The sequence below is a fragment of the Kluyvera sp. genome, from assembly GCF_965301105.1.
On sequence record NZ_CBDKZX010000001.1, the window covers coordinates 96,246 to 119,953 of the forward strand.

A 23,708-nucleotide genomic window follows, 5' to 3' on the forward strand; every position below is an offset into this window, starting at 1 on the left:
TTAATATATTGGCGATTGGTATGACATGATTTTTAAGTTGTGTGACAGCATAAGCAAAGTCGGCGCTCTTACCTATGCTGTCACGGCTGGACGTTAGTTCACCTGTGCCGGTCGGCTCAGTTTTTTGTCGACTTGCTGCGGTTCATTCCACAGATCGTCATAAGAGTACCCGGTCAGATCTTCGACAATATGACGCGTCTCCGGCGTGACATCTTGTTTCGCCCCCTTCGCTTTCAGGCGCTCAACTTCATCAACAAAGATTTTGTGCGTGCGTTTGTTGAGACGGAAAGTCACCGCCTGCCACAATGCAATCAGCAGCAGACCTGCGGTACCAATGAACAGCAGCATCGCAATGGTATTCACCGCGCTCTCAGGCTGAACCTGGCTACCCTTCACAAAGCCCCCTTCCTGCAGCATCACGCCCACAATAAAGGTTGCGATCGCCACCGTCGTTTTACGGGAGAAGGTCATCACTGCGGCAAACAGACCTTCGCGACGCTGACGAGTGATCATCTCATCAATATCCGGGATAAACGGGAATACGTTCCACGGCGTAAATTCCAGTACGCAACGTCCGACCTGGTACAATGCGGCCAGCACCACCAGAATGGTGACTTTATTGTCGGTTGGGAACTGGTAAACCATAAACAGTCCCACCAGACACAGCATCATCAGCGTATAGGCGAAAACGTACAGACGAGATGGGCCAAACTTGATGATGGCCACCCCCGCCAGCAGCGTGACCGGCAAACCGACGATACTCATCGACAACAGCGTGCCGGACAGTGATGGCGAGACATTCAGACAGTACACGCAGAAAAAGACAAACACCGTGTTATAGACATCTTTCGCCGTAAAAGAGAACAGATAGATAGCCAGATGTTTTCTGAAGGCGCGTACTTTTAAGGTTGAAAAATACTCTTTAAACAGACCGCCAACGGCGCTAATTTTTTCAGCAAAAGAGCGTGGTCGACGATCGCGTTCCAGCTCCGCCAACATCTCTGGCGTCAGCTCGCGCTCCCAGGTTACTTTCCAGGAAATAAACACGCAGACCATGAACAACACGGCAAAAACGACGCCATTGATAAAGTAGGCGTGCGGATCGTGTTCGCCAAAATAACTGATTAATAAACCCGGAATAAAGGTCGCCAGGAAGGTGCCTGAGGCCGAAAGGAACATACGGCAGGTTGATAGCTTGGTACGGGAGTTAAAATCCTTGGTCATTTCTGACGGCAGGGTTTCCCATGGGATCAGCACAACCGCCGCAATGATTTCGAACGCCAGGTATACCGCCAGGTAGAACCAGAAGTTCATTCCGGTTACCCATAGCAGGATATACACCAGCATCAGCGGCGCGCCGACCAGCAGGAAGAAACGACGGCGTCCAAAACGCTTGCCCAGCGGGTTTTTATAGAAGTGATCGGTAAAGCTGCCCATAAACAGACTCACCACTGCATCAACAATACGGGCAATGGCGACGATGGACGCTGCCTCAACCGGCGATAAGCCGACGAACGTCGTGTAAAAGAATAAGAGCCAGGCGCCAATAACGGTAAACGCACCGCCTCCCATAATATCTGTTAAGCCATAGCCAATACTGACAGGGATTGTTATTTTTCTATTAGTACGAGACATGTTCTACCCTCATGTAAGGAAGGACGTTAGAATCTGAAATAATTAACTGCGTTATCGTGACAAATGTTTTTAACCATCCGCGTTAAGATCCTCTTATTATCAGGAACTTCACCACGGTCAACCCAACCACCAATTAAGTTACACAGAATACGACGGAAATAATCGTGACGAGGATAAGATACCAGGCTACGTGAATCCGTCAGCATGCCGACAAAATGCATTAATAACCCCTGATCTGCGAGACTATTAAGCTGATTCTCCATGCCACGCCGCGTATCGTTAAACCACCAGCCAGAGCCAAATTGCATGGGCGATTTCACGCCGTCTTCGCCAGATTGAAAATTAGCGATAGTTGTCGCCACAATATCGTTATAGCTGGCGTTCAGATTATAAAGAATGGTCTTGGGTAGGCCATTATTTTGCGCCATCGCGTTGAGCAGGCGATTTAATCCGGCGGCAAGATTGCTCTGGTCGGTAATAGAATCAAAACCGGTATTAATCCCCAGCTTCTTGCGCATGATGCTGTTGTTATTACGGATAGCGCCAAAATGAATTTGCATGGCCCAGCCGCGTTTTTTGTACTCCTGCCCCAACATCACGAACATCGCGCTATTGAGCTGCGCGGTTTCCTCTTCATTCAACCCCGTACCGTTGCGTTTCTGAGTAAACAACGCATTCACACGTGCTGCATCAGCGGGCTGATACTCGACGCTAACAGGCCCATGGTCTGAGATTCGGCAACCCACTTCATGGAACACGTCAATACGCTGAGCCATCGCCGTGGTGAAATCGCTGAAGCTGCCAATATCACACGCTGTCACCTGCGCCAGTTTGTCGATAAAGAGGGCGAATTCACTGGCGTCCTCGGCAAAAATATCGTCCGGTCGGAAAGTTGGCAGCACTTTGGTGGTAAAGCTCGGGTCCTGCTGCAACAACCGATGATATTCCAGCGAATCCAGCGGCGCATCGGTGGTGCAAATAACTTCGACATTAGAGCGCGTAATTAAGCTACGGGGTTTAAACTCCTCGCTTGAAATCATGCTATTACAATGCCGCATAATATCCTGCCAGTTATCGCTACCCAGCATTTCATTACAGGAAAAGTATTGACTCAGTTCTAAATGCGTCCAGTGATACAGTGGATTGCCAAAAGCAGCTTCAACTGTTTCCGCATACGCTTTAAATTTTTCCTCCGCCGAAGCATCACCGGTAATATATTTCTCGGCAATACCATTTGCCCGCATTGCGCGCCATTTATAATGGTCGCCAGCTAGCCATAGTTGAGTGATATTATCAAAGTTTTTATTTTCGTAGATTTCTTTTGCATCAAGATGACAGTGATAGTCGATGATCGGTAATTGTGCAGCTACATCTTTATATAACCGAACACCGACTTCACTATCGATCATAAAACGATCGTTAATGAAGCCCATGTTATTTCTCTTGTTAAAATAAAGCTTAATTTAAAAATCGAAGGTCATTACCAGTTCCACAGCGTGCCATCTTCCAGACGCGCAACCGGCAGATAGGCCGGGTCATACGGATACTTCGCCGCCAGTTTTTCATCAAACTCGATGCCTAAGCCCGGTTTATCGCCTGGATGCATATAGCCGTTATCAAAGGTCCAGTTGTGTGGGAAGACTTCCAGCATTTGCTCGGAGTAACCCATGTATTCCTGCACGCCGAAGTTAGGTACCCACAGATCGAAGTGCAGCGCTGCCGCCATGCAAACCGGGGAGAGATCCGATGGGCCATGTGAACCCGTACGTACCTGATACAACGAAGCAAAGTCGGCGATACGGCGCATGCCGGTGATCCCGCCCGCATGAGTAATAGTGGTACGGATGTAATCAATAAGCTGCTCTTCGATAAGCTGTTTGCAGTCCCAGATACTGTTGAATACTTCACCCACGGCGATCGGCGTGACGGTGTGTTGACGAATCAGACGGAAACATTCCTGGTTTTCTGCCGGGGTCGGATCTTCCATCCAGAACAGACGATAATCTTCAATGCTCTTACCAAAACGCGCCGCTTCAATCGGCGTCAGGCGGTGGTGCATGTCATGCAGCAGATGTTCGTCAAAGCCGAACTGGTTACGTACCGCGTCGAACAGCTTCGGCGTGAAATCGAGGTATTTCTCGGTGGACCACAGTTGCTCTTCCGGCCATTGCCCTTTCGTTGCAGGCTCGTAGGCCAGCCCCTTTCCTTTCGACATGCCGTAGGTGGTTTTCATCCCTGGCACGCCGCACTGGACGCGAATCGCTTTGAAGCCCATCTCTTTATGACGCGCATAATCTTCCAGCACATCATCAATGGTATGGCCGGTGGTGTGACAGTAAACCATCACGCCTTCGCGAGACGCGCCACCCAGCAGCTGATACAGCGGCATGTTGGCGGCCTTGGCTTTAATGTCCCACAGCGCCATATCGACGGCGGAGATAGCCGACATCGTGACAGGGCCGCGACGCCAGTAAGCGCCTTTATAGAAGAACTGCCAGATATCTTCGATGCGGTGCGCATCACGCCCCACCAACTGCGGGCACAGATGATCTTTTAAATAGGATGCAACGGACAGCTCACGGCCATTCAGCGTCGCATCGCCGTAGCCGATTAATCCGCTATCGGTGGTAATTTTCAACGTGACAAAGTTACGACCAGGACAGGTTACAAAAACCTCAGCACCCACAATTTTCATCTTCAATCCTTACATCTCATCGGTTAGTGAGGCAAACTTACGCTCTGAGCTACTACCATACAAGTATAAATATTAAAAATTACCGAGAAAGATCACAAAATTAAGGGGATTAAGTCAGACAAATGTATGAGGGATCACAAAGAAATGGTGCTTAGCCCAAACCAGGCCAGGCACAGGAGATGCTGGCAGAAATGTTACCCTCTGCCCCAGCCCGCGACGATAATCAACATGCCGCATAGCGCGACCGCTGCGCCAAGCCAGTCGTAGATCGTCAGTTTTTCACCTTCAACGACGCGCAGCCACAGCAGTGCGGTAAAGATGTATACCCCGCCGTAGGCCGCATACACGCGCCCACTGGCGGCCGGATGCAGCGTCAACAGCCAGACAAACATCGCCAGCGTCAATCCGGCGGGTAACAGTAACAACGGCGTTGCACCGCGCTTAAGCCACAGCCACGGCAAGTAGCAGCCGATAATTTCACACAGCGCGGTAGCAAAAAATAGCAGCGATGTCTTTATCATCGTTAATCATCATTCACTTAGGGTGGGCCTATCATACGTAAAAATAAGCCTCAATCGACCATACTCTTTTCGCGGGTATGCCAGCCCAAAGAGATGTAGTAGACTGCTCAACAGGAGCCATTGTTTTTATCACGTTAAAGGAACCCGCAAATGAAAATTACACTTGGCAAACGCCTGTGCCTGACGGCAATGCTCGCGCTGGGTGCCATCGTGTACACCGCGTCTGCGTCTGCTGAAACCAGCAAGCTGATCATTGAATCTGGCGATAGCGCGCAGAGCCGCCAGAACGCAGCGATGGACAAAGAGCAGTGGAACGACACTCGCCAGCTGCGCCAGAAAGTAAATAAGCGCGCGGAAAAAGAGTGGGACAAAGCCGACGTGGCGTTCGACGCCCGCGATAAGTGTCTGCAAAGCCCGAACGTCAACGCCTACTGGGAACCCAACACCCTGCGCTGCCTTGACCGTTCAACCGGCCGCACGCTGAACCCATAATTGAAGAGGGCGCCGTTGGCGCCCTTTTTTCATGAAGCTGTGTGAAGCTTTAGTAATATTCAATCGTGTTTTTAATCGTATAGCGTTGGGTGGTGGCAGGTTTCACGCTTTCATCAACGATAATCAAATCACAGCTTACCGGGTTATCATAGCTGTCGTAATCACAGCTCTGCGTCACATTGCCAATGGGCTGCTTATTCAGCAGACTCACTGAGGTATAATCGAGCTTCTTACGCGCATCCTGAGACGGCGTTGAGATAATCGACAGCGTGGTATCTTTGACGGTCGACGTTTTGCCCAGTGGATACCCTTCAGCATCGTAGCGGTAATCAACTTCGCTCTCTTTCCCCAGCGCCTTCACCACAAAACCGTTATCGTCGGTTTCCCAGGTCACGCCCGCCGACGGAAACTCAGCCAACTGGCATTTTCCCTGTAAGCGCACGCGTTTCTCGTGCGTCACGCCGTCAAGATAGTAGTTGGCGTTAAGCACCAGCAGCGCGCCGGTATCTTCTTCGATATTGTGAAACTCCAGCATATCAAAGCAGCCTTCCGGCGAAACCTGTGCGCTCACGCGCTTCGCCACCTCGCCCTTTTGGTTGAGCAACGTTTGGCTGAAATCCTTCACCGGCCCGCGCAACGGATCGAAATCAAACTCGTTGGAGAAGCTGGCCATTTCCGGCGTGAACGCCGCCGGGGAATCGTTCTTCTCACAACCACTGAGCAGAGCCATCACTGACACCAGCAAAATCACTTTCTTCACACCGTCATCCTGTTTCGGGAGTTTTCTCAATCATATTAGGAAATACAATTGTTTACACTAGCACTGCTATACTTTTTACGTCTCTAACGAAAAGGAGCCGAACATGAGAACTTCACGCTGGTTACTGGCACTCCTGCTAACAGGCGCCATGCCCGCTCTGGCGGCCGTACCGGATTCCTGTGAACGCGTTCGCAGCGACATTCAGCAGAAAATTATCCATAACGGCGTCGCGGAAAGCGCGTTTACGCTTGATGTCGTCCCTAACGATCAAGCCGATCAGCCCGGCGCGCAGGTGGTCGGCCACTGCGCCAATGATACCTTTAAAATTCTCTACACCCGTACCGATAGCGCTCAATAATGTTCTGCCGCCTCTGAACGAGGCGGCCGCATTTACGGCTTTTGCTCGACGATAAACTCCAGCGCCACGCCAATCAGCACCCCGTCCTTCAGCGAACGATCGTCCGATAACGCATCCAGATCCCCCTGGAAGCGCAGCTTTTGCGTCGACGTATTGATCGTAAGTTTTGAGTGCAGGCAAGGAAGCGCCTGTGAGGTAATGGGATAGACCACTCGTCCGGAAACCAGCACCGGAATCTTGCGCAACTCCGTCTGCTGGAGCACGCCAACCGTCGAATAAAGCACCGCCAGCGGCGTCACCGCTAAAACCGGTTGGTTTGTCACGCTAATAAAATCGAGCAAAATTTCGGGGCGTAAAAAATTCACCCCTTTATAAGGAACCGTGACCGTATCAATCTCGGGCATCGGGATAACTTGCGTAGCAATGTCCTGCATAGGGTTCTTCCATAAGCGTAGGATGAGGCCAATATTCCCGGTCGCTGATACCGCCAGAAGACCGTAAATAGCGTTTTTTTTGTTGTAAAACAATTATGCACAGCCCTCCCTTTGCTGGCAAATGCCGCCCACAAAATCTCATCGTTCGGATCTCTTCAGAATTGACCAGGGTTAATACTTGTATACCACCGGAGAGGTATCATTTTCATCCATTAGCCGGTTCTTAATTTCAGGTCGAAATAATCAAATAATAATGGAGTGAGCGATGTCTAATCAGGAAAAACCAGGGGGGCTAAGTCGACGTACCCTTATTAAATCGTCGGCGATAGGTTCCCTGGCGCTTGCCGCGGGCGGCCTCTCTTTGCCCTTCTCTCTGCGAGCAACCGCCGCCGCGGTGCAGCAGGCCGCTCAGGTCGAAGATAAAGTGGTCTGGGGCGCCTGCTCCGTTAACTGCGGCAGCCGATGCGCGCTGCGCTTGCACGTAAAAGACAATGAAGTTTATTGGGTTGAGACCGACAATACGGGTCATGATATTTACGGCGATCACCAGGTGCGCGCCTGCCTGCGTGGCCGTTCCATTCGTCGTCGTATTAATCACCCGGACCGACTGAACTACCCGATGAAACGTGTTGGTAAACGTGGTGAAGGGAAATTTGAGCGTATTAGCTGGCAGGAAGCGCTGGATACTATTGCGGATAACCTCAAACGCGTCGTGAAGGACTACGGCAACGAAGCCGTGTACATCAACTACTCTTCCGGCATTGTTGGTGGCAACATTACCCGCTCTTCCCCTTCTGGCTCGGCAGTCATGCGGCTGATGAACTGCTACGGCGGCTCGCTCAACCAATATGGCACCTACAGTACCGCGCAAATCGCCTGCGCAATGCCCTACACCTACGGCAGCAATGACGGCAACAGCACTTCCGATATCGAAAACAGCAAACTGGTGGTGATGTTCGGCAACAACCCGGCTGAAACGCGCATGAGCGGCGGCGGCATTACCTGGTATCTGGAACAGGCGCGTGAACGCTCAAATGCGCGCATGATCGTTATCGATCCACGTTATACCGATACCGCCGCCGGGCGTGAAGATGAATGGATCCCGATTCGTCCCGGCACTGACGCCGCGCTGGTCGCCGGTATTGCGTGGGTATTAATTGACGAAAACCTGGTTGATCAGCCGTTCCTCGATAAGTACTGCGTGGGTTACGACGAAAAAACGCTGCCGGAAGGTGCGCCCGCCAACGGCCACTATAAGGCCTATATTCAGGGCTTGGGCGATGATGGCATCGCCAAAACGCCGCAGTGGGCCTCACGCATTACCGGCATTCCGGCTGACCGCATTATCAAGCTGGCGCGTGAAATCGGCAGCACCAAACCGGCTTATATCTGCCAGGGCTGGGGCCCGCAGCGTCAGGCCAACGGTGAACTTTCCGCCCGCGCGATTGCCATGCTGCCCATATTGACCGGCAACGTTGGTATCAACGGCGGGAACAGCGGTGCCCGTGAGTCGACCTACACCATTACGATTGAACGTTTCCCGGTGCTGGAAAACCCGGTAAAAACCGCCATCTCCTGCTTTACCTGGACGGATGCAATCGACCACGGCGCGGAGATGACCGCCACCCGCGATGGCGTGCGCGGCAAAGAGAAGCTGGATGTACCGATTAAGTTTTTCTGGAACTACGCCGGTAACACCATCATCAACCAGCACTCAGACATCAACAAGACCCATGAGATTTTGCAGGACGAAAGCAAATGCGAAATGATTGTGGTAATTGAAAACTTCATGACCGCCTCGGCAAAATATGCCGATATCCTGCTGCCTGACCTGATGACCGTCGAACAAGAGGACATCATTCCGAACGACTATGCCGGTAATATGGGTTATCTGATCTTTATCCAGCCCGCAACCGCGCCGAAGTTCGAGCGTAAGCCTATTTACTGGATCCTCAGCGAAGTGGCCAAACGTCTTGGTGATGACGTTCATCAGAAATTTACCGAGGGCCGCACTCAGGCGGAGTGGCTGCAGTATCTGTACGCTAAAATGCGCGCGAAAGACCCGGCGCTGCCGAGCTACGACGAGCTCAAAAAAATGGGCATCTATAAGCGTAAAGATCCGAACGGCCATTTTGTCGCCTACCGCGATTTCCGCAACGATCCACAAGCCCATCCGCTGAAAACACCCTCGGGGAAAATAGAAATTTACTCCAGCCGTCTGGCGGACATCGCCGCAAAATGGCAGCTGGAGAAAGATGAAACCATCAGCCCGTTGCCCGTCTATGCCTCGACCTTTGAGGGTTGGGACGATCCGATGCGCGACAAATTCCCGCTCCAGCTGTTCGGCTTCCACTATAAAGCCCGCACGCACTCCAGCTATGGCAACGTCGATGTGCTGAAGGCCGCCTGTCGCCAGGAAGTGTGGCTCAACCCGATTGACGCGCAGAAACGCGGCATTCAGAACGGCGATATGGTGCGAGTATTCAATGGCCGCGGCGAGGTGCGGATACCCGCAAAAGTCACACCGCGTATCATGCCGGGCGTGTCAGCGATGGGCCAGGGAGCCTGGCACGACGCGCAGATGGACGGCGACCGCATCGACCACGGTTCCTGCATCAACACACTGACCACTCACCGCCCTTCACCGCTGGCGAAAGGCAACCCGCAGCACACCAATCTGGTTGAGATCGAGAAGGTATAAGGACTAGCTAATGAGTACTCAATACGGATTTTTTATTGACTCGGCACGCTGCACCGGTTGTAAAACCTGCGAGCTGGCATGTAAAGATTACAAAGACTTAACCCCGGACGTCAGCTTCCGTCGTATTTACGAATACGCGGGCGGCGACTGGCAGGAGGACAACGGCGTCTGGAACCAGAATGTCTTTGCCTACTACCTGTCGATTGCCTGTAACCATTGCGAAGATCCGGCCTGTACCAAAGTGTGCCCGAGCGGCGCGATGCACAAACGTGAAGACGGTTTTGTGGTCGTTAACGAAGATGTCTGCATCGGTTGCCGTTACTGCCACATGGCCTGCCCATACGGCGCGCCGCAATACAACGCCGCCAAAGGCCACATGACCAAGTGCGATGGCTGTCATGAGCGCGTGGCAGAAGGCAAAAAGCCGATCTGCGTGGAGTCCTGCCCGCTGCGCGCGCTGGACTTTGGGCCGATTGAAGAACTGCGCCAGAAGCACGGCCAACTGGCGGCTGTTGCGCCGCTGCCGTCGGCGCACTTCACCAAACCAAGCATTGTGATTAAACCTAACGCCAATGCACGTCCGTGCGGCGATACCACTGGCTACCTGGCCAATCCGAAGGAGGTGTGAGATGGGCAACGGATGGCATGAATGGCCACTGGTGCTGTTTACCGTACTGGGGCAATGTGTGGCGGGGGCGAGCATTATTAGCGGCATGGGCTGGCTGGCGGCACGTCATGAAGCAGTCGACCAGCGGCGCATCGTACTGAGTATGTTCTTCCTGTGGGTCATCATGGGGATAGCCTTTTTTGCGTCGGTACTGCATCTCGGCTCACCGCTGCGGGCGTTTAATTCGCTCAACCGGGTCGGCGCTTCTGCGCTGAGCAATGAAATCGCGAGTGGTTCCCTTTTCTTCGCCGTGGGCGGATTCTGGTGGCTGCTCTCAGTGCTCGGTAAAATGCCGCAGGCGTTGGGGCGTATCTGGCTTATCGTCAGCATGCTGCTGGGTCTGGTATTTGTCTGGGCAATGACGCGTGTTTATCAGATAGATACCGTACCAACCTGGTATAATGGTTACACGACAGCCGCGTTTTTCCTGACTATGCTGCTCACCGGGCCGCTGTTTGCCGCTCTGCTACTGAAGCTGGCGAAGGTGCCGTTTAACGGCAAATTCTTCGCAGCATTAAGCGTGCTGGCCTTGCTGGCAAGCCTGGCGGTGGTGGTTTTACAGACCAGCGATCTGGGTTTCATCCACAGTTCCGTACAGCAGGCGAATGCGCTACTGCCAGACTGGGGCACATGGCAGGTTGGGCGCTTTATTCTACTGGCTGCCGGATTAGGCTGCTGGATCTGCCCGCTGCTGCGCCGGGTTCCACCTACGGCGCTCGGACTGACCATCGGTCTGATTCTGATGATAGCGGGAGAATTGATCGGCCGCGGGCTGTTCTATGGCCTGCATATGACCGTCGGCATGGCGATTGCCGGATAATCTATCGGCGCGGGAACTGGCCCGCGCCTCTTTAAGGAATTGCAGTAATGAATGACGTTCAGCACAACGACGCCTTAGCTTTTTCTGCTCGCGTATTGGGGGCACTGTTTTACTTCGCACCGGACAGCGCGCTTGCCGAGCCGCTGGTTGCCGCATTTCGTGACGGCGAATGGGCCGCACAATGGCCATACCCGGTAGCCAACGCCGACGCACTGTCCGCCGCTTTTGCCGCTCCCTGCGACGAATCGCTGGCGGAAGCCTGGCAGCGGCTGTTTATTGGCCCGTCGGCCCTCCCGTCACCGCCGTGGGGGTCCGTCTGGTTAGATCGTGAAAATGTCCTGTTTGGCGATTCGACTCTGGCGCTGCGCCAGTGGATGCGCGAAAACCAGATCGCCTTCGACGTTGCGCAAAATGAACCGGAAGATCATTTCGGCACCCTGCTGATGCTGGCGGCCTGGCTGGTTGAAAACGATCGTCAGGAAGCCTGCGACCAACTGCTGGCCTGGCACCTGTTGCCATGGGCACCGCGCTTCCTGAGTGAATTTGTCGCCAAAGCCAATCACCCCTTCTTCAAGGCCCTGGCGGAATTAGCGCAGAACACCCTCGCCCAGTGGCAGTCACAGCTACTGATCCCCGTTGCCGATAAAAAACTGTATCGCTAAGCGTTTCGCCTCATATGCAGCGTCTTCATTCCTATCCCGATATTCAGGCGATGTTACGTCGCCTGCTGCTGGCTATTGTCATTGGCGTCCTCGCGGCGCTGGCGGTAGCCCTGTTTCGTCACGCCATGTACCTGCTGGAGTGGTTATTTTTAAGCAATGACAGCGGCAGTCTGGTCAACGCGGCGGAGGGCCTGATTTGGTGGCGACGCCTTATCACCCCGGCGCTCGGGGGCCTGGCGGCGGGAACGCTACTATGGGGCTGGCAACGTTATACGCGTCAGCGCCCTCATGCGCCAACAGACTACATGGAGGCCCTGGAAAGCGACGAAGGCAAGTTCGACACCGGCTCCAGCCTTGTCAAATCAACCGCTTCTCTGCTGGTCGTGGCCAGCGGCAGCGCGATTGGCCGGGAAGGAGCGATGATTTTACTGGCTGCGCTGGCGGCTTCATTTTTTGCCCAACGCTTTACGCCAAAAGCGGAGTGGAAACTGTGGATCGCCTGCGGGGCCGCCGCGGGGATGGCCAGTGCCTACCACGCACCGTTGGCCGGCAGCCTGTTCATTGCCGAGATCCTCTTCGGTACGCTGATGCTCGCCTCGCTCGGACCCGTGGTGATATCAGCGGTTGCTGCCCTGCTTACCACGCAGGCGATGAACGGCGGCGCGGAGCTGCTTTATCGCGTCGAGGCCTTACCCACGCTCACTGCCACGCATTATGTGCTGATGCTCGCCACCGGTCTTCTGTGCGGCCTTGGTGGTCCGCTGCTGATGTGGTTAATGGATACAACTCATCGCGGTTTCCTGGCGTTGAAGTTGTCTCCACCATGGCAACTGGCCCTTGGCGGGTTAATCGTCGGGGTATTATCGCTGTTAACGCCTGCCGTATGGGGCAATGGGTATAGCGTGGTGCAAGCCTTCCTGCTGTCACCGCCCACCCTGACCCTCATCGCCGGGATCTTCCTGTGCAAACTGCTCGCCATTCTCGCCAGTAGCGGTTCCGGCGCGCCCGGTGGCGTGTTTACCCCTACGCTATTTATTGGTCTGGGAGTGGGAATTTTGTTTGCTAATACGTGGAGTCTGGGACTTCCCGGTCACGAGAGCATCGCGATATTGTTGGGAATTACCGGAATGGCCACCCTGCTGGCGGCAACAACGCATGCGCCAATCATGTCGACGCTGATGATTTGTGAAATGACCGGGCAGTATATGCTGCTGCCCGGCTTGCTGATTGCCTGCGTGTTAGCCTCAGTGCTATCGCGCACCTTACGCCAGAATTCTATCTACCGTCAGCACGTTACGGAGCATCGCTAAATCAACATACTGGCTGAGCTCGCGCTGTTCCGCACGCGGCAGATACGGCAGTTCGCCGATCAGCGGTGCGGGCAGTTTTTTGCTCAGCACATCAATAATTTCCGCGTAGTGCGCCAAACCTGGGTTGATACGGTTGGCGACCCAACCAATCAGCGGCAGCCCGTCATTAGCGATGGCCTGTGCGGTCAGTAGCGCATGGTTGATGCACCCTTCCTGAATCCCAACCACCATGAGTACCGGTAGCTGTTCCTGCACTACCCACTCAGAAAGCGGCCGCAGATCGTTCATCAGGCTACGCCAGCCGCCCGTGCCTTCCACAACCACGTTATCAACCTGGCGGCTCAGATTCGCCAGCCCGTCGGACAACAGTGTGTAGTTAATCGGACAGCTGTGTGCAACGCTGCTCTCTTCTTCACTCAGCGCGATAGGGTTAATCGCCTCATAAGGTAGCGCCAGCGACGACACGCTTTGTAGCACCAACGCGTCTTTGTTACGCAACCCCTCGGGGGTCTCTTTGCTACCCTTGGCTACCGGCTTATAGCCTGCCACCCGTTTCCCGCTGGCGGCGAGCGCCTGCAATAGCGCACGAGAAACCACCGTCTTGCCGACAGAAGTATCAGTTCCAGTAATAAAGAAACGATTTAGCATCACTAACTAGCCCCACAAATTTGCCGATAGAATATCAAGACAATGAATAATTCAACGGGGTGAAAGTTTACGTGATGCGTCAGGAGGTCGGATTGAGATAGCGCAATTTTTTGCAAAACGGCAAAAAAATGTTAACCCTGTAACAGTCTGATCAGCAGTGTTCCGTTATAAAGCGCATCTTTTACCAGTGCCGCACCCGCCATCGTGCCGCGGTTGGAGAACTGCGTCTGTTCTACGGCAATATGTTTACTGTAGGCTGGCAGCGACTGCTGGCGAATACAGTCGCCAATCGCCGGAAAGAGGATATCCGCCGCCTGGTTAAACGGGGAACCAATAAGAATTTTTTGTGGATTGAACAAATTGACCATAATCGCGAGGATACGCCCGACGTTGGTGCCGATGCTGCTGATGATATCTTTTGCCAGCAGATCCCCTTGCTGCGCCGCCTGGCAGAGCCAGTCTACGGTGAGCGGCTTTTGATGTAACATCGAGCTCATTGACTGCTGCATCCGCACCTGGGTAAGTTCCAGCACGCTCTCCACGCTGGCAATCGTTTCCAGACAGCCGTGGTTGCCGCAGTAGCAGCGTTTGCCGTAAGGGTCAACCTGGGTATGACCAATCTCAACCAGGCTGCTGCTGCCAGCATGCAGTAAGCGACCATCGGTAATTACCCCTGCGCCCACGTTATGGTCAATCACCACCTGAATCACGTCGCGTGCGCCGCGAGAGGCCCCGAACAGCGCTTCGGCCATGGTCCAGGCGCTGATGTCGTGCTGGATATACACCGGTACGCCGGTATGCGCCTCCAGCGTTTCCCCCAGCGGGACATCTTTGACATCGTAAAACGGCATGCGATGAATGATGCCGTTTTCGGTATCGATGATACCCGGCAACGTGATGGCAATGGCCGTTAAACGTTCCAGCAGATTTTGGTGACGAATAAAGAACTGGTCGATATGCGACAGCACGCGGTTCAGGAAAGGCGTTTCATCCTCCAGCGCCAGCTCAAGCTGCTCTTCAACCACCAGTTTGCTGCTCAGGTCGCGCAGCGCAAGATGAATATCACCGCGGCTGATGCGCACCGCAAGGTAGTGCCAGGCTTCGGTTTCCACCATCAGCCCCACCGCCGGACGGCCACGACTCCCCGCCTCCTGGATTTCCGTTTCCTGCACCAGATGGGCTTCCAGCAGCTCACGAACAATTTTGGTAATACTGGCGGGGGCCAGTTGCGCAAGTCGGGAAAGGTCAATACGCGACACCGGGCCAAGCTGATCAATGAGACGATAAACCGCCCCTGCGTTGGTCTGCTTGATTTGATCAATATGGCCTGGCTGACTGTCCGCTACCACCGTAAACTCCCTTATTTTCGCGCTTCGAAATAAACTGTGGACTATGGTGAAGTACTTCAATGGTCGACGTCAAATATTTACTTAGCCTTGTGATTTAACGCACATTTTTTCACACTTTTGGCGGCTAAACGCTGACCTTTGCCGCGTTTAACAAGTGCTGCTTAAAGCGCTGCGCCGCCTGGCTAAGCTCATGGTGTTTTGACCAGACCAGCCACATTTCCGACACCGCGTCCTCTTCTGCGATGGGTACCCAGCGCATTTCATACAACTGAACGCGACGAAATGAGGCGGGTAAAATCGACACCCCCAACCCCGATGCCACCAGACCGATAATCGTCATCGCCTCCCCGACCTCCTGGGTAATCACCGGCGTCACGCCATAGCGGCGCATCAGGCCGAGAATATCGTCATACAGCCCGGTGCCGACATGCGGATCAAAAAAGACAAACGGCTCTTTCGCCAGCTCGACAAGGCTGACCGACGGCTGGCTGGCTAACGGATGGTCGCGGTGAATCATCGCCAGCAGCGGCTCGCGCAGAATAATTTGCCAGTCGAGGGTATCGGGGAGCTGCGTGTTGCGCATCAGTCCCAGCTCAAGCGCACCTTCCGTCAGCGGTAAAATCTGTTCGCGGGTATTGGTCTCACGCGTCTGAATATGCACGTCAGGGTAACGCTGGCGAAATGTCGACAACGTATCGGAAACGGCCTTAATAAAGGGAGCAGATGAGGTAAAACCAATGTGCAGTTCACCGGTTTCCCCGTGATGCAGACGGCTGGCGCGCGCGGCGGCTTCGTTCACCTGCAGCAGGATCTGCCGGCTGTCGGCAAGGAACTGTCTCCCGGCCTCCGTCAGGCTGACGCTGCGGTTGGTGCGGGCAAACAGTCGCGCGCCAACCTGCTGTTCCAGAATCTGAATCTGCTGGCTCAGCGGCGGCTGAGAAATATTCAAACGCGCCGCGGCACGGCCAAAATGCAGCTCTTCCGCAACGGCCACGAAATAGCGCAGGTGACGAAGCTCGATATTCATATTTCATAAGTATCAATTGAGATTATTAATATATTAGACAGAATATTTACATTTTCCTACTCTGATTATGTGACCTATGTCGCCATTACTCGTTGTTTTTAGCCAAGGATCTTCCCGTGAGCCGCACAACTACCGCAGACCATACGCCCGTTATTGATGTCCGCGACGATACCCCCACTGTCAACAATACGTTTATCCGCCGCGGCACGCCGGCCTTTATTCGCGTCACGCTCGCCCTCTTCTCCGCCGGGCTGGCAACGTTTGCCCTGCTGTACTGTGTGCAACCCATTCTGCCGGTGCTCTCCCATGAGTTCGGCATCTCTCCGGCGGGCAGCAGTATTTCGCTGTCAATTTCCACCGTCATGCTGGCGATTGGCCTGCTGTTTACCGGGCCGCTTTCCGACGCCATCGGGCGTAAACAGGTGATGGTCACCGCGCTGCTGCTGGCTTCCTGCTGTTCACTCCTGTCGACAATGATGACCAGCTGGCATGGAATTCTGCTGATGCGTGCGCTGATTGGTCTGTCGCTCAGCGGCGTGGCAGCGGTGGGCATGACCTATCTCAGTGAAGAGATTCACCCAAGTTTCGTCGCCTTCTCAATGGGGTTATATATCAGCGGTAACTCGATTGGCGGGATGAGCGGACGTCTGCTCACTGGGGTGTTTACCGATTTCTTCGGCTGGCGCGTGGCGCTGGCGGTGATCAGCCTCTTTGCGCTGGCCTCGGCCATCATGTTCTGGCGCATTCTGCCGGAATCCCGCCATTTCCGCCCCAGCTCGCTGAAGCCGAAATCATTACTCATTAATGTTCACCTGCACTTTCGCGATCGTGGCCTGCCGCTGCTGTTCGTCGAGGGTTTTCTGCTGATGGGCGCGTTCGTCACCCTCTTTAACTACATCGGCTACCGCCTGATGCTCTCGCCCTGGTCGCTCAACCAGGCGGTGGTGGGTCTGCTATCCGTCGCCTACCTGACCGGGACCTGGAGCTCACCAAAAGCCGGCGTAATGACCACCCGCTACGGTCGTGGCCCGGTCATGATCTTCTTCACCGGCGTAATGTTGCTGGGGCTTCTGCTCACGCTGTTCTCGCCGCTGTGGGTGATTTTCCCCGGCATGCTGCTGTTCTCCGCAGGGTTCTTTGCCGCACACTCGGTGGCCAGCAGCTGGATTGGCCCGCGTGCGCGCCGCGCCAGGGGTCAGGCGTCGTCGCTGTATCTTTTTAGCTACTATCTCGGCTCAAGTATTGCCGGGACGCTCGGCGGCGTCTTCTGGCACAAATACGGCTGGAACGGCGTGGGGGCATTTATTGCCCTGCTGCTGGTTGGCGCACTGCTGACCGGCTATGCTCTGCATAAACGCTTACGCTAAACTCAATTAAGAACAGGCTAAAAAATGCCGCAGCGCCCTAAACGCCGAGGCATTTTCTATTTACAGTCCATACTGATATTTAGCGGGAAAAGCTGGTCGGAGGACTTATCCGTTTTCATAAAATAGTACGTAACAAGCAACAGCCCTACCATAAATGGAATTTCATACAACTCTTCCATAAGGTCAGCATATTGAGGATTATGAACAAACAACGGTGCCAACAGACGATGGTGCTCAATGGTATCGGAAATGATAAACGTACAAATAGTAACAGCCAGCAACCATACCGGCATTGTCACTTCCTTAACCCTGCGGACGATGTCCTTACGTAATGGCCCGGATAACAGAGAAAGCGCTAAACCTCCGATCAGAGTGACGGAAATCACTCTAAACACAAGATGAGGTTGCTCCGGAAAGTAAGCCCGCCCCCAACTCGTACTTCGTCCTAGCAACACCATCCACCACAGCACGGCCCACATCCAGAACTGTTTTTCTCCTTCAGGCCTCGAAAGCGGTTTGATATACCAAGCGGTAAACAACGCGCCAAACAGCAGCCATAGCGCCTGAGCGTTTTCAATCTGCGTCACTAAGGCACCGCCAAGCAACGGTAGATGCCAGTCTGCGGCAAACGGAAATAACAACGACAGAACCGCCATAGCAACAACAGAAAAGGGTAAATACGTATCGAATTTCATACAAATCATTCAAGTTAATAATGAATTACTGATAGTAGCTTTTAAGAAATTTAATCCATTAACATTGAATGCGATTTTCTTAAGGTTATCTTAATGTTTGTGTGATCGTTCAATTCATCAATTGAAGAGCCCCAAGTAATCTGTAATCACCGCTATCGCTTCACCAAACCCATAACACACTTCCTCTCGGAATCCTGCCCCTTGCAATCGCGCTATCCACGCCATTTGCGGTACCGTCGGTTTGCCTCCCTTCGTGCCGGTACCGCCGAAGCCATTCTCGATAAGATGGTGTGGATCGTCGCCAGGCTTTCCGCAACCCCAGCACGGCTGCGTTCAGACGTCCCCCTTGTGATTATTCGTGCGCATGAAATCCTAATAACTTCAAGAGAATACCGACAGGTTCTATAATACGCCCACTTTTGTCTTTCCTGTTCCGTGTTATGACTACCTACACCAGCAATACCCAGCTTAATCTACGCATTATTTCGATCGTGGTTTTCACCTGTATTTGTTACCTCTCCATCGGCCTGCCGCTGGCGGTACTCCCCGGATTTATCCACTACGATCTCGGCTACAGCACGCTGGTCGCCGGCGCGGTGATTAGCCTGCAATACATTTCCACTCTCGTCAGCCGCCCCCACGCCGGGCGCTATACCGATATCTGGGGGCCGAAGAAGGTTGTCAGCCTGGGGATTATCTGCTGCATGATGAGCGGCCTGTTCACGCTCGCCGCCGCGGCCGCGCACGCCAGCCCCATTCTGGCGGTCATTCTGCTGCTGGTCGGCCGCGTGTTCCTTGGTGTAGGCGAGAGTTTTACCTCTACCGGCTCCACGCTGTGGGGGATTAAAACCGTCGGCGCGATCCACACTTCCCGCGTCATTTCCTGGAACGGGGTCGCTACCTATGTCGCCATGGCCGCCGGTGCGCCGTTGGGTGTGATGCTCAATAGCGCGTTTGGCATCAGCGGCTTCGCGGCGCTGATTGTGATTATCGCCGTTATTGGCCTGCTCTTTGCCCGTACTCGTGCTGACGTCAGCGTCAGCGCGGGCATCCGAGCGCCTTTCCACGTCGTGGCGCGCAAAATCTGGCCGTACGGTCTGGGGCTAGGCCTGGGTACAGTAGGCTTCGGGGTGATTGCGACATTTATCACGCTCTACTTCTCCGCACACGGCTGGCAAGGTGCCGCCTTCACGCTCTCACTGTTCAGTATTGGCTTTATCTGCATTCGTCTGGTGCTGGGTAACACCATCACCCGGTTTGGCGGCATTCGCGTATCGCTGGTCTGCTACGTTTTTGAATGCCTGGGGCTGCTGATTATCTGGTTTGCCCCGAATGCCTGGATCGCCGGACTAGGCGCCTTCCTTACCGGCTCCGGTTTCTCGCTGGTCTTCCCGGCGCTGGGCGTCGAAGCGGTCAAGCAGGTGGAAGAACAAAACCAGGGGACCGCGCTGGGCACCTATTCCGCCTTCCTGGATTTGGCACTTGGCATTACCGGCCCTGTTGCGGGCTGGATTGCAGGCTATCAGGGTCTGGACAGCATTTACCTGCTGGCTGCCGTGGTCGTGGCAATGGCCTTCGCGCTTATTCTGCGCGTTTACCTGATGCAACGCGCCAGCCGCACGCCTTGCGCGAACTAACCTCGTGAGGGGCGAAGACCCATCGCCTCTGTACATTTGTGCAACACCTCTCGTACATTACGTTACACGCCGATACCAATCACTCACGGAAAGACCGATAGCCCGTAGGTATAGTTCTTTCAACGGCCCCGCAGTGGGGTTGAATGAAAAAACCAATTCGAGGGTATGAGAATGAAAAAAGTATTAGCTCTGGTTGTTGCCGCTGCTATGGGTCTGTCTTCTGCTGCTTTCGCTGCTGACGCGACGGCTACGCCGGCTCCGGCTGCTACTGCGACCGCCACTCACGCGGCTCCGGCAAAAACCACTCACCACAAGAAACACAAAAAAGCAGCACCAGCACAGAAAGCGCAGGCTGCCAAAAAACACAAGAAAGCAGCGGCTAAACCGGCTGTAGAACAGAAAGCCCAGGCTGCTAAAAAACACAAAAAAGCAGCCACTAAACCGGCTGTAGAGCAGAAAGCGCAGGCCGCTAAAAAACACAAAAAAGCAGCTACTAAACCGGCTGTAGCGCAGAAAGCGCAGGCTGCTAAAAAACACAAAAAAGCAGTAAAACACGAAGCCGCTAAACCAGCAGCACAACCAGCAGCTTAATGACTACGCAGTCGGCGCGTTCTGCGCGCCGATTCAGGCAGACAGGTGCATCACGTAGCGTCGCCCCCGACGCCGGTGTTAGCCCTGCTGTCTGAGGCGATCAATTATCCGTATCGGCGCTACTTCAGCGCCGATTTTTTCCCGGGGAGCCAACCATGTTGCGGCGTTATCGTTTCGAGCTCATCCTGGCATTACTGATCGTTTGCGCGCTTATCGCGACTCAGTTCTTCTTTTACTGAATGTAGTTCGCTGATTTTACTCCCACTTTTCATGTCTCCCGTCTATAGTAGTCTCACTGGGTTTAGTTTTTATAATCATAATTGCCCCATCCGAGAGTGATATGCGTACAGCCTTTGTGTGTTGTTTACTGGGATCGTTATCCGTTCTGCCTTTAATAACTCATGCTGATGACAGTGATAGCGGCATTAGCGCAAAAGATATTAAAACCCTGTTTTTTGGTCAGGACGATCGCGTCCTTGTCAGCCATCCGGCGCAAGAACCGTGGGACGCCATCGGGCAACTTGAAACCGCCAGCGGCAATCTGTGTACCGCGACGCTGATTTCTCCCCATCTGGCTTTAACCGCCGGACACTGTCTGCTGGAGCCGCCAGGTGGCAAGCTGGATAAAGCGGTAGCCCTGCGCTTTGTGTCGCAAAAGGGCAGCTGGCGCTATGAGATTCATGGCATTGAGGGACGGGTTGACCCTTCGCTGGGCAAACGACTGAAGCCCGACGGCGACGGTTGGATTGTGCCGTCTTCAGCGGCACCATGGGATTTCGGCCTGATCGTCCTTCGCTATCCCCCTTCTGGTATTACGCCACTGCCGCTGTTTACCGGCGACAAAGCCGAACTGACCGCCGCGTTGAAAGCCGCTGGGCGCAAAGTGACGCAGTCAGGTTACCCGGTCGATCATCTGGATTCACTGTACAGTCATGAAGATTGTACCGTCACCGGCTGGGCGCAGGCGTCGGTGCTTTCCCATCAGTGCGATACGCTGCCGGGTGATAGCGGCTCACCGCTGCTGTTGAAAACCGACGCCGGCTGGCAACTGATTGCGGTACAAAGCTCAGCACCGGCGGCCAAAGATCGCTGGCGTGCCGACAACCGCGCCATCGCCGTCACCGGTTTTCGCGACAAGCTGGAAGCGCTCGCCGCCGACAATTAACTCTGAAGCTGCTGGTGACGCAACGCCAGCAGCGAAGATAACGGCATCGGCTCGCTGAAATAGAATCCCTGAAGCTGATCGCAACCCGCCAACCGCAGCAGCTTCATCTGTCTCTCCGTTTCGACGCCTTCGGCAATCACCGTCATGCCTAGCGCGCTGGCAATCCGAATCGTGCCCCCCACCAGAGCAGCAGCCTGATCGTCGTCATCCACCAGCCCGGCCAGCGATTTATCAATTTTAATGGTGTCGAAATTGAAGCGCCGCAAATAGCCAATGCTGGAGTAACCGGTACCAAAATCATCCAGCGCAACGGCGGTACCCAGCGCTTTCAGATTCGCGATTGCCGCACGCGCGCGTTCCGGTTTTTCGAGCACGTAGGTCTCGGTAACCTCAAGCTGTAGCCTGGACGGCGGAAAACCAGATGATTTCAGCACGCTGGAAACCTTATTTTCAAACTCAGGGTCGCGGAATTGCGCCGGCGAAATATTAACCGAGAGCTTAAGATCGTTGTGTGCCAGCAGATCGTGACACGCGCGAGCCAATACAAACTGCCCGAGCGCATAGATAAGCCCGCTGGTTTCAGCGACAGCAATAAACGCATCAGGCATCAGCTCGCCTTTCTTCCGTCGCGGCCAGCGCACCAGCGCTTCAACGCCAATCATCACCTGCGTCCGCGCGCAGACGATCGGCTGATACCAGACTTCAAACTCATTGTTTTCCAGCCCGTGGCGAATGTCATTCTCGATAGCGACCTGGTATTCACGCGCGCTGTTAAGTTCAGCGTCATAGTGGGTAATGCGCCCTTTGCCGGTGATCTTCGAGTGATACATGGCGATATCTGCCTGGCGGAAAAGCTCAGAGCTGGAGTTCAGCTGCAATTTTCCGCTGGCGATGCCTATGCTGGCGCTGATGTGCAACGTACGGCCATCGATACGGATTGGCGCATTAAGGTAATCCAGCACGCTTTCCGCAAAGGCTGCCGCGCGCGCTTCTGAGTGCTCACCGCCCACGGTCATCGCAAACTCATCGCCTCCCATGCGCGCCAGCATTCCGCCGCCAGGCACCAGCGTTTGTAGCATGGCGGCGATACGAATAATCAGAATATCGCCGACATCATGGCCATGAATGTCATTAACATCTTTAAAGCCATCAAGATCGATAAACACCACCGTTTTCACGTCGCGATCGCCACGCTGGCTGATGCGCTCCAGCTGTTCAATCAGCGCACGGCGGTTGGGCAGATGGCTCAACCAGTCGGTCAACGCAATTTCTCGCGCCTGGCGTTCCCCGCGCGCCAGCTTCCACAAGCCTAAGCTGCTCAGCAGAATAAACAGCAGAATTAACCCGGTCGCAAGCAGCACAATTTCACGAATTTGCGGTGATGCGGCGCTGGCAGCCTCAGCCCCAGGCTGCCTGAGCTGCCAATCAAGCCAGCCCACCACCTTCCCCCCAGAGGTTCGCACCGGAATGTTGTATTGGTTCTGCGGCGCAGTACCCAACGTCAGTTTTTCAATCTGGAACGTATTTCCCAGATTGTTGAGTAATCCAGGATTGATATGCCGGGTGATCACCAGATAACGCCGCGTCGCGTCGTACACCTGTAAACGTCCAACCATAGGGCGAATCAGCCCGATCCCGACAAAGGCAATCCCCGCTCGCGTCTGGGTTATGACGGCAAAAACATTGCTCCCCCGACGCAGCGCATCCTCATTTTGACTAATAAGTGCTTCCAGCCCCTCACCAAAGAAATCGAGATTATGTTCATTAAACGGTGAGCTATGAAACGAGCCCCAGAGAACACGATAGTTTTCATCCAGGACGAATGTGCCATCGTAGAGATTATTGATTTTGAAGCCTGCTCCCCAGGTATTATACAGCCACGTGGTGTCCAGCTGCGGCGCATAAACCTGACGGACGGCGTCGTCCCAGATAGAGTTGTCGGTAACGAGTGAGAGCACGCGGTTAATGGATGTCTGAAGGGCCCCATCAACAGAAAGTGCGGAACGGCGGGCATCAATATCGTTAGTTTTGCTACTGATTAAATTCTGCGACAGGTAAAGCAGTGAAATAATAGAAAAGATCAGGCCAACGCCTGCTAAAAAGATCATCACGAACAGCGTTCTGGCCGTGGCAATATTACGCCAGCGTGACGGATTAAACATGCCCCACCCTCG

General features: G+C 54.1%; 23 protein-coding genes and 1 pseudogene. 12 read left to right on the plus strand and 12 right to left on the minus strand.

The features are described 5' to 3' along the window. Positions 1 to 93: 93 nt before the first annotated feature. The 4 genes from ACW14G_RS00440 to ACW14G_RS00455 form a co-directional block, all read right to left on the minus strand. The gene (locus ACW14G_RS00440; protein WP_223802659.1) at positions 94 to 1,635 is read right to left on the minus strand and encodes an MFS transporter; all 1,542 of its coding nucleotides are present in this window, start codon (positions 1,633 to 1,635) and stop codon (positions 94 to 96) included. A 26-nt stretch (positions 1,636 to 1,661) separates the two neighbouring features. Beyond that, the gene (gene uxaC, locus ACW14G_RS00445; protein ID WP_249023240.1) at positions 1,662 to 3,068 is read right to left on the minus strand and encodes a glucuronate isomerase; all 1,407 of its coding nucleotides are present in this window, start codon (positions 3,066 to 3,068) and stop codon (positions 1,662 to 1,664) included. A gap of 47 nt (positions 3,069 to 3,115) precedes the next feature. Continuing rightward, positions 3,116 to 4,330, minus strand: a complete 1,215-nt coding sequence (gene rspA, locus ACW14G_RS00450) for a starvation-sensing protein RspA (RefSeq protein ID WP_065358061.1) — start codon at positions 4,328 to 4,330, stop codon at positions 3,116 to 3,118. A gap of 194 nt (positions 4,331 to 4,524) precedes the next feature. Then, a complete protein-coding gene (locus tag ACW14G_RS00455; RefSeq protein WP_249023239.1) occupies positions 4,525 to 4,851 on the minus strand; it encodes a YnfA family protein in 327 nt (108 codons plus the stop codon). Between the two features lie 150 nt (positions 4,852 to 5,001). Here ACW14G_RS00455 and ACW14G_RS00460 point away from each other — a divergent pair, with 150 nt between their 5' ends. After that, the gene (locus ACW14G_RS00460) at positions 5,002 to 5,343 is read left to right on the plus strand and encodes a DUF1283 family protein (RefSeq protein WP_163446418.1); all 342 of its coding nucleotides are present in this window, start codon (positions 5,002 to 5,004) and stop codon (positions 5,341 to 5,343) included. A gap of 49 nt (positions 5,344 to 5,392) precedes the next feature. Here the strand turns inward: ACW14G_RS00460 and ACW14G_RS00465 are convergent, their stop codons facing one another. Continuing rightward, complete coding sequence (locus tag ACW14G_RS00465) at positions 5,393 to 6,103, minus strand: YnfC family lipoprotein (protein ID WP_455648413.1); 711 nt, start codon at positions 6,101 to 6,103, stop codon at positions 5,393 to 5,395. A 103-nt stretch (positions 6,104 to 6,206) separates the two neighbouring features. On the opposite strand from ACW14G_RS00465, the gene ACW14G_RS00470 reads away from it, so the two are divergent. Continuing rightward, positions 6,207 to 6,461 (plus strand): DUF1161 domain-containing protein, encoded by a 255-nt coding sequence (locus tag ACW14G_RS00470; RefSeq protein ID WP_163446420.1) that lies wholly within the window; start codon positions 6,207 to 6,209, stop codon positions 6,459 to 6,461. A gap of 32 nt (positions 6,462 to 6,493) precedes the next feature. On the opposite strand, the gene ACW14G_RS00475 is transcribed toward ACW14G_RS00470, so the two are convergent. Next, the gene (locus ACW14G_RS00475; RefSeq protein WP_249023238.1) at positions 6,494 to 6,895 is read right to left on the minus strand and encodes a dTDP-glucose pyrophosphorylase; all 402 of its coding nucleotides are present in this window, start codon (positions 6,893 to 6,895) and stop codon (positions 6,494 to 6,496) included. Between the two features lie 265 nt (positions 6,896 to 7,160). Here ACW14G_RS00475 and ynfE point away from each other — a divergent pair, with 265 nt between their 5' ends. Genes ynfE through clcB form a run of 5 tightly spaced genes read left to right on the plus strand, consistent with a single transcriptional unit; the run spans position 7,161 to position 13,055 of the window. Continuing rightward, complete coding sequence (ynfE, locus tag ACW14G_RS00480) at positions 7,161 to 9,596, plus strand: selenate/tellurate reductase subunit YnfE (protein ID WP_455648414.1); 2,436 nt, start codon at positions 7,161 to 7,163, stop codon at positions 9,594 to 9,596. Positions 9,597 to 9,606: 10 nt separating this feature from the next. Beyond that, positions 9,607 to 10,224, plus strand: a complete 618-nt coding sequence (locus ACW14G_RS00485; RefSeq protein WP_163446423.1) for a DMSO/selenate family reductase complex B subunit — start codon at positions 9,607 to 9,609, stop codon at positions 10,222 to 10,224. A 1-nt stretch (position 10,225) separates the two neighbouring features. Then, a complete protein-coding gene (locus tag ACW14G_RS00490; RefSeq protein WP_249023236.1) occupies positions 10,226 to 11,083 on the plus strand; it encodes a DmsC/YnfH family molybdoenzyme membrane anchor subunit in 858 nt (285 codons plus the stop codon). A gap of 47 nt (positions 11,084 to 11,130) precedes the next feature. Further along, a complete protein-coding gene (dmsD, locus tag ACW14G_RS00495; RefSeq protein WP_223802667.1) occupies positions 11,131 to 11,745 on the plus strand; it encodes a Tat proofreading chaperone DmsD in 615 nt (204 codons plus the stop codon). A 14-nt stretch (positions 11,746 to 11,759) separates the two neighbouring features. After that, entirely contained in the window at positions 11,760 to 13,055 is a 1,296-nt protein-coding gene (gene clcB / locus ACW14G_RS00500; RefSeq protein WP_249023235.1) for a voltage-gated ClC-type chloride channel ClcB, read from the plus strand. On the opposite strand, the gene bioD is transcribed toward clcB, so the two are convergent. From bioD to ACW14G_RS00515, 3 genes are all read right to left on the minus strand, one after another. Continuing rightward, positions 13,008 to 13,703 (minus strand): dethiobiotin synthase, encoded by a 696-nt coding sequence (gene bioD, locus ACW14G_RS00505; RefSeq protein WP_163446517.1) that lies wholly within the window; start codon positions 13,701 to 13,703, stop codon positions 13,008 to 13,010. The genes clcB and bioD overlap by 48 nt on opposite strands. A 131-nt stretch (positions 13,704 to 13,834) precedes the next feature. Further along, positions 13,835 to 15,052, minus strand: coding sequence for a sugar metabolism global transcriptional regulator Mlc (mlc, locus tag ACW14G_RS00510; protein WP_163446427.1), 1,218 nt, complete (start codon positions 15,050 to 15,052; stop codon positions 13,835 to 13,837). Positions 15,053 to 15,176: 124 nt separating this feature from the next. Then, complete coding sequence (locus tag ACW14G_RS00515) at positions 15,177 to 16,079, minus strand: LysR family transcriptional regulator (protein WP_163446428.1); 903 nt, start codon at positions 16,077 to 16,079, stop codon at positions 15,177 to 15,179. Between the two features lie 116 nt (positions 16,080 to 16,195). Between ACW14G_RS00515 and ACW14G_RS00520 the strand changes: the two genes are divergently transcribed. Further along, the gene (locus ACW14G_RS00520; RefSeq protein ID WP_163446429.1) at positions 16,196 to 17,446 is read left to right on the plus strand and encodes an MFS transporter; all 1,251 of its coding nucleotides are present in this window, start codon (positions 16,196 to 16,198) and stop codon (positions 17,444 to 17,446) included. Between the two features lie 56 nt (positions 17,447 to 17,502). Here the strand turns inward: ACW14G_RS00520 and ACW14G_RS00525 are convergent, their stop codons facing one another. Next, positions 17,503 to 18,141 carry a hypothetical protein gene (locus ACW14G_RS00525; protein ID WP_419058014.1) on the minus strand — a complete coding sequence of 213 codons (639 nt, stop codon included), beginning with the start codon at positions 18,139 to 18,141 and terminating at the stop codon, positions 17,503 to 17,505. A 249-nt stretch (positions 18,142 to 18,390) separates the two neighbouring features. After that, positions 18,391 to 18,474, minus strand: a pseudogene (locus tag ACW14G_RS00530) (DUF968 domain-containing protein); the annotation flags it as partial. Between the two features lie 107 nt (positions 18,475 to 18,581). Between ACW14G_RS00530 and ACW14G_RS00535 the strand changes: the two are divergent. The 4 genes from ACW14G_RS00535 to ACW14G_RS00550 all read left to right on the plus strand — a co-directional run bounded on the left by ACW14G_RS00535 (position 18,582) and on the right by ACW14G_RS00550 (position 21,534). Then, positions 18,582 to 19,778 (plus strand): MFS transporter, encoded by a 1,197-nt coding sequence (locus ACW14G_RS00535; RefSeq protein ID WP_163446431.1) that lies wholly within the window; start codon positions 18,582 to 18,584, stop codon positions 19,776 to 19,778. Between the two features lie 171 nt (positions 19,779 to 19,949). Continuing rightward, positions 19,950 to 20,369, plus strand: coding sequence for an acid resistance repetitive basic protein Asr (asr, locus tag ACW14G_RS00540; RefSeq protein WP_163446432.1), 420 nt, complete (start codon positions 19,950 to 19,952; stop codon positions 20,367 to 20,369). Positions 20,370 to 20,524: 155 nt separating this feature from the next. After that, entirely contained in the window at positions 20,525 to 20,608 is an 84-nt protein-coding gene (ydgU, locus tag ACW14G_RS00545; RefSeq protein ID WP_455648420.1) for a small membrane protein YdgU, read from the plus strand. A 101-nt stretch (positions 20,609 to 20,709) separates the two neighbouring features. Then, positions 20,710 to 21,534 (plus strand): trypsin-like serine peptidase, encoded by an 825-nt coding sequence (locus ACW14G_RS00550; RefSeq protein ID WP_163446433.1) that lies wholly within the window; start codon positions 20,710 to 20,712, stop codon positions 21,532 to 21,534. Here the strand turns inward: ACW14G_RS00550 and ACW14G_RS00555 are convergent. Then, positions 21,531 to 23,696, minus strand: a complete 2,166-nt coding sequence (locus ACW14G_RS00555) for an EAL domain-containing protein (protein ID WP_455648415.1) — start codon at positions 23,694 to 23,696, stop codon at positions 21,531 to 21,533. The two genes, ACW14G_RS00550 and ACW14G_RS00555, sit on opposite strands and share 4 nt — an antisense overlap. Between the last annotated feature and the right edge of the window lie 12 nt (positions 23,697 to 23,708).